Source organism: Saccharopolyspora sp. 7B, assembly GCF_020177435.1.
Lineage (GTDB): Bacteria > Actinomycetota > Actinomycetes > Mycobacteriales > Pseudonocardiaceae > Saccharopolyspora_C > Saccharopolyspora_C gregorii.
Genome location: NZ_JAIUKC010000224.1, coordinates 1 through 11548 on the forward strand (window position 1 = coordinate 1; position 11548 = coordinate 11548).

General features: G+C 72.1%; 10 protein-coding genes. 9 read left to right on the top strand and 1 reads right to left on the bottom strand.

Features of this window, described 5'->3' with window-relative positions:
- Positions 1-28: 28 nt before the first annotated feature.
- Complete coding sequence (locus tag LCD33_RS27145) at positions 29-1048, bottom strand: hypothetical protein (protein WP_224962498.1); 1020 nt, start codon at positions 1046-1048, stop codon at positions 29-31.
- A 430-nt stretch (positions 1049-1478) separates the two neighbouring features.
- Here LCD33_RS27145 and aspS point away from each other — a divergent pair, with 430 nt between their 5' ends.
- The 9 genes from aspS to LCD33_RS27190 all read left to right on the top strand — a co-directional run bounded on the left by aspS (position 1479) and on the right by LCD33_RS27190 (position 11472).
- Positions 1479-3287 carry an aspartate--tRNA ligase gene (gene aspS, locus LCD33_RS27150; RefSeq protein ID WP_224962496.1) on the top strand — a complete coding sequence of 603 codons (1809 nt, stop codon included), beginning with the start codon at positions 1479-1481 and terminating at the stop codon, positions 3285-3287.
- 309 nt (positions 3288-3596) lie between these two features.
- Entirely contained in the window at positions 3597-4814 is a 1218-nt protein-coding gene (locus LCD33_RS27155; RefSeq protein WP_224962494.1) for a phosphotransferase, read from the top strand.
- 495 nt (positions 4815-5309) lie between these two features.
- Complete coding sequence (locus tag LCD33_RS27160) at positions 5310-5660, top strand: hypothetical protein (protein WP_224962492.1); 351 nt, start codon at positions 5310-5312, stop codon at positions 5658-5660.
- Positions 5661-5725: 65 nt separating this feature from the next.
- Positions 5726-6340: a carbonic anhydrase gene (locus tag LCD33_RS27165; protein WP_224962489.1), complete on the top strand. Its 615-nt coding sequence runs from the start codon at positions 5726-5728 to the stop codon at positions 6338-6340.
- Between the two features lie 306 nt (positions 6341-6646).
- Positions 6647-8164 (top strand): SulP family inorganic anion transporter, encoded by a 1518-nt coding sequence (locus LCD33_RS27170; RefSeq protein ID WP_224962487.1) that lies wholly within the window; start codon positions 6647-6649, stop codon positions 8162-8164.
- A gap of 88 nt (positions 8165-8252) precedes the next feature.
- Positions 8253-9605, top strand: a complete 1353-nt coding sequence (locus tag LCD33_RS27175) for a replication-associated recombination protein A (protein ID WP_224978429.1) — start codon at positions 8253-8255, stop codon at positions 9603-9605.
- A gap of 43 nt (positions 9606-9648) precedes the next feature.
- Complete coding sequence (locus tag LCD33_RS27180; RefSeq protein ID WP_224978430.1) at positions 9649-10608, top strand: D-glycerate dehydrogenase; 960 nt, start codon at positions 9649-9651, stop codon at positions 10606-10608.
- Positions 10609-10732: 124 nt separating this feature from the next.
- Complete coding sequence (locus LCD33_RS27185) at positions 10733-11134, top strand: DUF948 domain-containing protein (RefSeq protein WP_224962481.1); 402 nt, start codon at positions 10733-10735, stop codon at positions 11132-11134.
- A complete protein-coding gene (locus LCD33_RS27190; RefSeq protein WP_224978431.1) occupies positions 11131-11472 on the top strand; it encodes a hypothetical protein in 342 nt (113 codons plus the stop codon). The genes LCD33_RS27185 and LCD33_RS27190 overlap by 4 nt, the downstream gene beginning before the upstream one ends.
- Positions 11473-11548: the final 76 nt, after the last annotated feature.

Genomic DNA, 11548 nt, shown 5'->3' on the forward strand with positions numbered 1-11548 from the left:
CGGTCGGGGAGCGCGGGTGGGGGTGGGCTCAGCGCCCGTCGAGCAGGGCCCGGCGCGACGGCTGCCAGCGCACGCCGAACACGCCCATGCCGAAGTCCAGCGTCACCGCGTGCGTGCGGGCGTGCCGGTCGAGCGACAACGGCTTCGGCGGCGCCACCTCGTTCGCGGCCGAGTCGCCGACGAAGCTCTCCACGTGGTCGGGCGGGCAGGCCGGGTCGAACTCCAGCTCCACCACGTACTGCCGCACCGGTAACCGGAACAGCCGGCAGAAGGTGTGCTCCGGCTCGTTCGCGCCGGTCGGCATGTCGGAGATCTCGTATTCGAGCAGCATCGTCTCGCCCCGTTCGAGGGGCCGGTCGAACAGCAGCTCCGCCACGATCACGTCCCGGGCGTGGTCGGTGAGCACCTGGCCGATGCGGCAGGACCGCAGCGGGCGGATCGTCGGCGACACCGGGCTCGTCGAGGCGCCGTCGAACATCACCACCCAGCGGTCGGCGCCGTTGGCCTCGGCGCGCACCAGCTTGCTGGCGCGCACCATGCGCTGGTCGCCGTAGGCGTCGATGTGCACGACGTCGTGCTGCGAGAGCCGGGTCAGCTTGCTGTCGTGCGTGGTGTCGATCCTGGTCAGCAGCTCCACCGCGGACTCGTTCTCGGACCACAGCTCGCTCAGCGGCGGCGCGTCGTGCGCGGCCTGCCGGGTGCGGCCCCGCGGCCGCGGCGGTCCGAGCAGCGCCGAGAGCGCGCCGTCCGGGATGCCGAGCACGTTCTCCAGCTGTTGCAGCGCGAGCAGCGAATCGGGGCGTTCCGGGCGCCTGCGGCCGGACTGCCAGTAGCTCAGCGCGGTGATGCTCACCGGCGTGCCGCGGGTCTGGAGCCGGTGCTGGATGCGTTCCAGGCTCAGCCTGCTGGCGCGGATCGCCGCGCGCAGCGCCACCTCGAACGGTCCGGTTCGCAGGAGTTCAGCGAGCTCGGGCGATACCGGTGGGGCGGGCTCGCTGCGGACGGCTGTGCGCGACGTGGAACGGATGTCGGTCTTCGGACCGGTCATGGTTACTCCTCGTGTCCGCCGAACTCGCGAACTTACGCTAATGAGTGAGACTCGGGCACGCAACGATCAAGTTTCGGTTCCACGCACCTACTAAAGTGTGAGGCCAATTCGCGCTCTTTGTGTTCGGCCGAGCGTTCTTTGCTCCGCCCGGCCCTCTCCACTTCCCCGAGTGCGCGAACCGGTGCTCGGGGTCTCGACGAGAACGCGCATCCGCCGCACCGGGATTCCGGGCGCCCCGCGCCACGTCGGGAGTGGTCCGCCGAAACCGGCACCGGCGCGCGGAAACCTGCTGGACGGCGCCCCTGCCACGTTGGATAGCCTGGTGCCCCTCACGTCCGCGGTCGCCACCGAGCCGTGCCGCGCCCGGACGTCGCAGCACCGCCGCAGGGCGGTTGTCGCACCAGTCGACCTGAAGAGGAGCTCAGTACCCGTGATGCGCACGCACGAGGCCGGATCGCTTCGCGCCGGTCATGCCGGGCAGTCCGTCACCCTGGCAGGCTGGGTGGCGCGCCGCCGCGATCACGGTGGAGTGATCTTCATCGATCTCCGCGACGCTTCGGGCGTCGCCCAGGTGGTCTTCCGCGAAGGCGAGATGGCCGAGCGCGCCCACCGGCTGCGCGCCGAGTTCTGCGTCCGGATCACCGGTGACGTGGTGCGCAGGCCGGAGGGCAACGAGAACACCGAGATCGGCACCGGCGAGATCGAGGTCTACGCCACCGAGCTCGAAGTGCTCTCCGAGTCCGCCCCGCTGCCGTTCCCGCTGGACGAGCATCTGGAGGTCGGCGAGGAGATCCGCCTCAAGCACCGCTACCTGGACCTGCGCCGCTCCGGCCCGGCCCGGATCATGCGGCTGCGCAGCGACATCAACCGGGTCGCCCGCGAGGTGCTGCACGAGCGCGACTTCGTCGAGATCGAGACGCCGACGATGACCCGCTCCACCCCGGAGGGCGCCCGGGACTTCCTGGTGCCCGCCCGCCTGCAGCCCGGTTCCTGGTACGCGTTGCCGCAGTCGCCGCAGCTGTTCAAGCAGCTGCTCATGGTCGGCGGGATGGAGCGCTACTTCCAGATCGCGCGCTGCTACCGGGACGAGGACTTCCGCGCCGACCGGCAACCCGAGTTCACCCAGCTCGACATCGAGATGAGCTTCGTCGAGCAGGACGACGTCATCGAGCTCGGCGAGCGGATCGTCGCGGGCCTGTGGAAGCTCATCGGGCACGAGATCCCGCTGCCGATCCCGCGGATGACCTACGCGGACGCGATGGCCCGCTACGGCAGCGACAAGCCGGACCTGCGCTTCGGGCTGGAGCTCACCGAGCTCACCGAGTACTTCGCCGACACCCCGTTCCGGGTGTTCCGCGCGCCGTACGTCGGCGCGGTCGTCATGCCGGGCGGCGGCAGCCAGCCGCGGCGGCAGCTCGACGCCTGGCAGGACTGGGCGAAGCAGCGCGGCGCGAAGGGCCTGGCCTACGTGCTGGTCGGCGAGGACGGCACCCTGTCCGGTCCGGTCGCCAAGAACCTCTCCGACGCCGAGCGCGACGGCCTGGTCGCGGCGGTCGGCGCGAACCCGGGCGACTGCGTGTTCTTCGCCGCGGGCGAGCGGTCCCCGTCGCGCGCGCTGCTGGGCGCCGCGCGGCTGGAGATCGGCGAGCGCTGCGGGCTCATCGACCACGACGCGTGGTCGTTCGTCTGGGTGGTGGACGCGCCGATGTTCGCGCCGATCGCCGACAGCGACGACGTCGCGGTGGGCAGCGGCCGCTGGACCGCGGTGCACCACCCGTTCACCGCGCCGAACGCCGACTGGGCGGAGACGTTCGACGAGGACCCGGAGCACGCGCTGGCCTGGGCCTACGACATCGTCTGCAACGGCAACGAGATCGGCGGCGGCTCCATCCGCGTGCACCGCGCGGACGTGCAGGAGCGGGTGTTCTCGGTGCTGGGCATCTCCGAGGAGCAGGCGCAGGAGAAGTTCGGCTTCCTGCTCGACGCGTTCAAGTTCGGCCCGCCGCCGCACGGCGGCATCGCGCTCGGCTGGGACCGGATCTGCATGCTGCTGGCCGGTGCGGACTCGCTGCGCGAGGTCATCGCCTTCCCGAAGAGCGGCGGCGGTTTCGACCCGCTGACCTCCGCGCCCGCGCCGATCACGGCCGAGCAGCGCAAGGAGGCCGGGGTGGACGCGAAGCCGGCCGCGAAGGGCGCGGACCCGGTGCCGACGGAGAAGCTCACCGAGAAGCAGAGCTGACCCGGCAGCCGCCGGACCGGGAACCGAGGGCGGGGCCGTGCTGCGCGGAGCAGCACGGCCCCGTTCTTCGTCCGGCGGAGCATGTCGCGCGCGAATCCATGCAACGCGAGCCCGCCTCGCTTCCGTCGGGATGACGTGGGAACGCCGGACCGGTGCGCGACGGTCTCGCGGGTCCGGTTCCGGTACCCGTCGGCGTGAGTGGGGTACGGCCGAACGAGCACGTGCGGTGCGCGCGCCACTACCTGCGGTGGCGCACTTGACCGGTCTTGCCCGTTCGGGTTCAGGTTGTGGGGGTAGTGTCTGGAGACGATGAGCGTGGAGATCACTTCCGGCCCTCCGGAGGTCCGTGTGCCCGCCAGCACCACGGTGACCGATACCGTCGGCACCGCCGAAGCCGTGCTCAGCAAGCGCATGGGAGCCCCGGTCCGCCTCGCCGACGCCGAGGACCTCGGTGGCAGCGAGCGTTCCGTCGTGCTTCGCGTGCGGGTCGCCGAGACGCCGTACGAGCTGCCGCGGACCCTGGTGCTCAAGCACTACGGGGAATGCCCGGAGGAGGCCCGCTCGGACCCGTTCGCGCACGAAGCGGCGAGCTGCCAGCTCGCGACCGCGCTGCCCCCGGAGATCCGCGTCGGTCCCGAGCTGATCGCGCACGACGCCGATCGCCGGTTGCTGGTGCTGGAGGACCTGGGACGCGGTTCCACGCTCGCGGACGTGCTGTTCGGCGAGGACCCGCGGGCCGCGGAGCGGGCGCTGCTGGCGTGGGCGCGGGCGCTGGGCCGCCTGCACACGACGCTGGCCGGCCGGGAGGCGGACTTCGAGGCGCTGATGCGCCGGGTGGGCGCCAAGTCCTGCGCGGACCCGGTGGCCGAGGACATCGTGCGTTCGCTGGAAGACCTGCCGGGCCTGATCGAGCAGTCGCTGGGCGTGCCCACGCCGCCGGAGGTCTCGGCCCGGCTGCAGTCGGCGGCGGAGCTGCTGAACCAGAGCCGCTACCGCTCGTTCAGCCCGTCGGACATCTGCCCGGACAACAGCCTCGTGACCGGGACCGGGGTGCGGTTCCTGGACTTCGAGTGGGGCTGCGTGCGGGACGTGGCGCTGGACGCGGCCTACCTGCAGTACCCGTTCCCGTCGTCCTGGTGCTCGTACTCGCTGCCGGAGAACCTGGCGGACGGGATGCTGGCGACCTGGCGGTCGGAGATCGCCGAGGTGTGGCCGGAGCTGGACGACGACGAGGTGCTGCTGCCCCGCCTGTTCGACGCGCAGGTGCTGTGGGTGTGGGTCTCGACGTGGTGGTTCCTGCCCCGCACGGGCGAGTCGGACCGGCCGATCGACCTGCACATGCCGTCACCGCGGCGGAGCACGGCGCTGGTGGACCGCTGGCGCAAGCTGCGCGACGACGCGGTGGAGTGCGGTGAGCCGGGGTTGGCCGGCTACGCGTCCTCGATGGTCGACGCCTTGGTGGAGCGGTTCGGGGCCGGCGCGCTGCAGCTGCTGCGCTACCCGGCGTTCCGCGACGAGGAGAAGTGACCCGTTCTTCCGCGGCCCCGCGCACCGATCCCGGTGCCCGGGGCCGTTCCACGTCGCCGTGATCCCGACGTCACGTGCTGGACATCCGGATTTCGTTGAGATCTCATCGAAGTGAAACGTGCGTCCGCTCGATGCCACTCGAACGGGTCCACGTTTCGGATTCGACTCCGGACAGGTAGCGGAACGTGCATGTCGAGCGCTCTTCCTGCGTCTTATCGGGTGGGTCGGCTGTGCGCATTAATCTTTCTTCATCTTTGGGGCGATGATCACCCTTGCATTTATACTGGGTGAGTCGGATACGTTGTGTCGAGCAACCGGTGGACGCGCCCCTCCTGAAGCGGGAGCGCCCCGGGCGCGGACATCGGAGCGAATGCTCGCCGCGATGGCGCGAGCGCCTTCCGGATGGACGTACCGATCGGGCACCGTCGCCCCCACCCCCTCGGCCGCAGGCCGCCACCGCACGCCGTTCCAGGAGGCATGATGCGCATCAGGATCGTGAGAGCAGGAGTGTTCCTGCTGTTCACGGTTCTGCTCGCCGTCGTCGTGCCGTTCCAGTCGACGCTGTGCGCGGAACTGGCGGTGCGCAACACCTCCGAGATCAAGACGAACGAGATCAAGGAGCACAGCGAGAAGCTGCGCCAGCGCCCGGCGGCGTCCTCGCCGTCGCGGCGCGAGGTCCGGGAGCCGGAGCCGCGGGAGCTGCTGCCGAGGGCCTTCCGCGAGGACATCGCCGCGCGGCACACCCCCGCCACCTCCCGATCCGGCGGGCACGCGTGCTCGCAGCGCGACGCGCAGTGCGTCCGGGAGAGACACGCGCCGGCAGTGCTGCAGGTCTACCGGCACTGATCGGTGTTCCAGGAACGGAACACCGAAGGCCCGTGATCTCTTCAGACGCTCAGTGAGGCGGCGCAATGAACTTCGAACACCTGGTGGACCACGCGCGTCGGCATCCGCGCACGATCCCCGAAGCACACCGCCGGGAACTCGCCTCCGGGCAGCAGCCGGTGGCATTGTTCATCACCTGTTCCGATTCGCGGGTGATGCCCTCCCGCATCACCGGGGCCGAACCCGGAAAGCTTTTCGAATTGCGCACCGCGGGGAACGTGGTGCCGCACTACGTCCCGGATTCCGCGTCCAGTGAAATGGCGACGATCGAGTACGCCGTGCTGCAACTGCGCGTTCCGGAGATCGTGGTCTGCGGGCATTCGCACTGCGGTGCCGTGACCGCGAAGTGCGTGGCCGGGTGCGGCCTGGAACAGCTGCCGGCGCTGCGCTCCTGGCTGGGCACCGGCGAACCGCCGCGGACCGCGCCGGTCGGGCCCGACCCGGCGGTGCGCTCCGAGAGCAAGGCCCACGTCCGGGAACAGCTGGACACGCTGTTCGAGTACCCGTTCATCCGGGACCGCGTGGCGCAGGGCGATCTGCGGGTGCACGGGTGGTTCTACGAGATCGACACCGGTCTCGTGTTCCGCAGCCCGGATCGCACCCCGGATTCGCCCGCCGACGTGGACTTCCTGCCGCTGTGATCGCGGCCGCGCACCGGCGCGCGGTCCACGCGGCGTTCGGCGCGATTCGCTGACCCGAACACATCAATGCGGACCCGCCCGGGTGCGCGTCCGGAAACGGCGCGCACCGGTGGATCCGCGATCCGGCGTCCCGCGGTTCCGCGGACCGCCGGTCTTCCCCGAGCGGAACGGGCGCGGCCGCGTGCCGCGCGGAGGTCCCGCGGTGATCCCGCGGAGTTCGCGCGCCACGGCCGCCGCCCGCCGCTCAGCGCCCGCCCGCGTCCGCGCGGTCGCGGGCGTCTCCTCCCGACATCGATGGAGTGCATCGTGACCACTCAGACCAACGCGTCCGCCGAGCGGCGCACCGGTTCCGGAGTTCCGCAGTGGCCGAAGGGGACCTTCGGCGCCGACCTCGGCGCGTCCCTGGTGGTGTTCCTGGTGGCGCTGCCGCTGTGCGTCGGCGTCGCCGTCGCCTCCGGCGTGCCCGCCGAGCTGGGCATCATCACCGGTGTCATCGGCGGCATCGTGGTGGGCCTGCTGCCCGGCAGCACCATGCAGGTCAGCGGTCCGGCCGCGGGCCTGACCGTGCTGGTCGCCTCGGCGGTGTCCGAACACGGCCTCGGCACGCTCGGGGTGATCGTGCTCGGGGCCGGGCTGATGCAGATCGTGATGGGCATCGGCCGCATCGGCACCTGGTTCCGGGCGATCTCGCCCTCGGTCGTGCAGGGCATGCTGGCCGGCATCGGGCTCGTGATCATGCTCGGCCAGCTGTACCCGGTGGGCGGGCTGGAGCAGCCCGCGCACACCGCGGAGAAGTTCGCGGGGCTGCCGGGCCTGGTCGCGGCCATGTTCACCACCCCGCAGGGGCTGGCCGGGCTCGGCGCCACCGTCGTCACCCTGGTGATCCTGTTCGGCTGGCAGAAGATGCCGGAGAAGGTGCGCGGCATCCCCGCCGCGCTGGTCGCCGTCGTCGCGGTCAGCGCCGGAGTGTGGGTGCTGGGCCTGCCGCTGAAGATGACCGAGGTCGGCTCGCTGCTGGAGACCATCAACATCCCCACCGGCGAGGCGTGGGCCGCCGCCATCACCCCCGCGGTGATCGGCTCCATGATCACGTTCGCGCTGATCGCCTCCGCGGAGAGCCTGTTCAGCGCGGCCGCCGTGGACCGCATGCACGACGGCCCGAAGACGCAGTACAACAAGGAGCTCATCGCCCAGGGCGCGGGCAACGCGGCCTGCGGTCTGCTGGGCGCGCTGCCGATGACCGCGGTGATCGTCCGGTCCGGCGCCAACGTGCGGGCCGGGGCGAAGACGAAGGCGTCCCGCGTGCTGCACGGCGTGTGGTTGCTGCTGTTCGTGGTGGCGCTGCCCGGGCTGCTCGGCTTCATCCCGACGGCGGTGCTGGCGGCGCTGCTGATCCAGGCGGGCTGGAAGCTGCTGGAGCTGAACAAGGTCGTCGAGATGCTGCGGACGAACCGGCCCGAGGCGCTGGTGCTGGTGCTGACCGCGGTGATGATCGTGTCCACCGACCTGCTCATCGGCACGCTGATCGGCCTCGGCGCCGCGGTCGTGAAGACCGCCTTCGACGTGTCGCGGCTGTCGGTGACGGAGGAGGAGCACGACGACGGGCACCTGCGCCTGGAGCTCGGCGGCAACGCCACCTTCCTGCGGCTGCCCAGGCTGCTGGAGCGGCTGGAGAACGTGCCCGCGGACAAGAGCGTGCACCTGGATCTGAGCACGGTGCGGCACCTGGACCAGGCCTGCCACCAGGCGGTGCAGAACTGGGTCGCGCAGCGCGAGCGGGACAACGCCCGCACCGAGGTGGCCATGCCCGCGGGCGTGCGCTGACCCCGGCCGTCCGAGCGCCGCGCCGGAGGTGCCCCGACCGGGCACCTCTGGCGCGCCCGCGTCGGGGGTCCCGGGTAGCGTCGGCGGGGTGAGCGACGGGCTGTTCGACGAGGGGTTGTTCGGCGCCGAGACCGAGGACCGCGCCGGGGAGAAGCTGGCCGAGAACGCGCCGCTGGCGGTGCGGATGCGGCCCCGGTCGCTGGACGAGGTCCTCGGGCAGGGGCACCTGCTGGGCGCGGGCGCGCCGCTGCGCAGGCTGGTGGAGGGCGCGGCCCCCGCGTCGATCCTGCTGTACGGCCCGCCCGGCACCGGCAAGACGACGCTGGCGAACCTGGTGTCCCGCGCGACGGGCCGCCGCTTCGTGGCGCTCTCGGCGCTGTCGTCCGGGGTGAAGGAGGTGCGCGCCGTCATCGAGGAGGCGCGCCGCCGCCTCGGCCGCTCCGGTGAGGCGACGGTGCTGTTCATCGACGAGGTGCACCGGTTCTCCAAGACCCAGCAGGACGCGCTTCTGGGCGCGGTCGAGGACCGCACGGTGCTGCTGGTGGCCGCGACCACCGAGAACCCGTACTTCTCCGTGGTGGCCCCGCTGCTGTCCCGCTCCCTGGTGCTGCAGCTGCGCAGCCTCGACGAGGACGACGTGCGGGAGCTGGTGCGCCGCGCGGTCGCCGAGGAGCGCGGGCTGGCCGGGAAGCTGGAGCTCGCCGACGACGCGCTGGAGCACCTGGTGGCGCTGGCCGGCGGGGACGCGCGCCGTGCGCTGACCGCGCTGGAGGCGGCTGCCGAGTCCGCCGCGTCCACCGGTTCCGGCCGGATCGACCTGGCCACCGTGGAGGCCACGGTGAACCGGGCCGCGGTGCTCTACGACCGGGGCGGGGACCAGCACTACGACGTGGTGAGCGCGTTCATCAAGTCCATCCGCGGCTCCGACGTGGACGCCGCGCTGCACTACCTGGCCCGCATGGTGGAGGCGGGGGAGGACCCGCGGTTCATCGCCCGCCGCCTGGTGGTGCACGCCAGCGAGGACGTCGGGATGGCCGACCCGACGGCGCTGCAGGCCGCGGTCGCCGCCTCGCAGGCCGTGCAGTTCATCGGGATGCCGGAGGGCAGGCTGGCGCTGGCGCAGGCCACGATCCACCTGGCGACCGCGCCGAAGTCGAACGCGGTGATCACGGCGATCGACGCGGCGATGGGCGACGTGCGCGCGGGGCAGGCCGGCCCGGTGCCGCCGCACCTGCGCGACGGGCACTACGCGGGCGCGCAGAAGCTCGGCAACGCCAAGGGATACCGCTACCCGCACGACCGCGCGGAGGGCGTGCTGGAGCAGCAGTACGCGCCGGACGAGCTCGTCGGCACCGACTACTACGAGCCGACGGTGCGCGGCGCCGAGCGGGTGCTGGCCGAGCGGGTCCCGAAGTTGCGCGGCATCGTCCGCGGCGGGTGAGCCGCAGCGCAGGAACCAAGCCATCAGCATCGAAGGAGCCGCCGTGCGGATCGTCGTGACCCGGAACCTCCCCGAACCTGCCGTGGCGCTGCTGCGCACCGCGGGCGAGGTGCACGTCTGCGAGCGGGACCGGGCGCTGGACCCGGCGGACCTGCGCCGGGTGGTGGCCGGGGCCGACGCGGTCGTGGCGATGCTCGGCGACCGGGTGGACGGCGCGTTCGCCGACGCCGCCGGACCGCAGCTCAAGGTCGTTGCGAACGTGGCCGTCGGCTACGACAACGTGGACGTGCCCGAGCTGACCGGCCGTGGCGTCACCGTGACGAACACGCCCGGGGTGCTGACCGACGCCACCGCCGATCTCGCGTTCGCGCTGGTGCTGATGGCGACCCGCAGGCTCGGGGAGGGGGAGCGGCTGATCCGCTCCGGCACGCCGTGGTTCTTCCACCTGGGGTTCATGCTGGGCACGGGCTTGCAGGGCAAGACGCTGGGGATCATCGGCCTCGGCGGGATCGGGCAGGCCGTGGCCCGCCGGGCGCGCGCGTTCGGCATGCGCATCGCCTACTCCGGGCGTCGCCGGGTGGCCGCCGGGGTGGAGGCCGAGCTCGACGCCCGGTTCCTGCCGCAGGACGAGCTGCTGCGGGAGTCCGACGTGATCTCGCTGCACTGCCCGCTGACCGAGCAGACCCGGCACCTGATCGACGCGGCGGCGCTGGCCGCGATGAAGCCGTCCGCGGTGCTGGTCAACACCAGCCGCGGCCCGGTGGTGGACGAGGCTGCGCTGGCCGCGGCGCTGCGCGCGGGCTGGATCGCGGCGGCCGGGCTGGACGTGTTCGAAGAGGAACCGGCCGTGCACCCGGAGCTGCTGGAGCTGGACAACGCGGTGCTCGTCCCGCACCTGGGCTCGGCGACCGAGGAGACGCGCACGGCGATGGCCGAGCTCGCCGCGCGCAACGTGGTCGGCGTGCTGACCGGGAACGGCCCGGTCACCCCGGTGGCGGCTTGACCGTCGGACGCGCCGACGAACCGGAAGCGCTCGCCCGGGGGTGGCACGGTAACGTGACGCGCGATCAAGACACCGGCGAATCCTCGTCGGTGGCAGGAAAACCACGTGGAAACCGGGAGGGCACGTGACGCCCACGCAGATCGCCGCGCTGATCGTCGCGGGCGCGTTCGTGCTGCTGGTCGTGCTGCTGGCGATCCCGCTGGTCAAGCTCGGCCGAACGCTGGACGAGGCGACCGTCGCGATCCGCAAGGCGCACGAGAACACCGATCCGCTGTTCACCGGGGCCAACTCGACCCTGACGCACGTCAACACCCAGCTGGAGCGGGTGGACGGCATCACGGCCAACGCCAAGACGGTCAGCGGCAACGTCTCGGCGTTGTCGTCGCTGTTCACGGCTACACTGGGTGGCCCGTTGGTGAAGACCGCGGCCTTCTCGTACGGGGTGAGCAAGGCTCTCCGAGCTCGCCGCAAGCGCAAGGAAGAGCCGTGGGGCAAGCACTCCCGCCGCAAGGGAGGACGCAAGTGAGGCGGATGTTCTGGTTCGGGGCCGGTATCGCCGCAGGCGTGTTCGTGACCCGCAAGGTCAACGAGACCGCCCGCAAGGCGACCCCGAGCGGCGTCGCCGAACAGCTCGGCGGCGCCATGCGCGAACTCGCGGGAGCCGTCGGCTCGTTCGGTGCGGACGTGCGCGCCGGGATGAGCGAACGGGAGCAGGAGCTGCAGGACGTCGTCGACGGCACCTCGGTGCCCCGCCGGCCGTCCGAGCCTCGCGCGATCGACGCTCGACCGGCGGAAGGCCGGGTGCGCCCGGCCGGTGATGGTGTGCGCGCACCGGCTCGGCGAGCTCGCCGGGCGGAGCGCTGAACGGCGGGCGTTCCGGGGAACCGGTGCGGCCCGTCCCGGCCCGCCGGTAGCGGACCGCCCCCGGTTCCCCGAACGC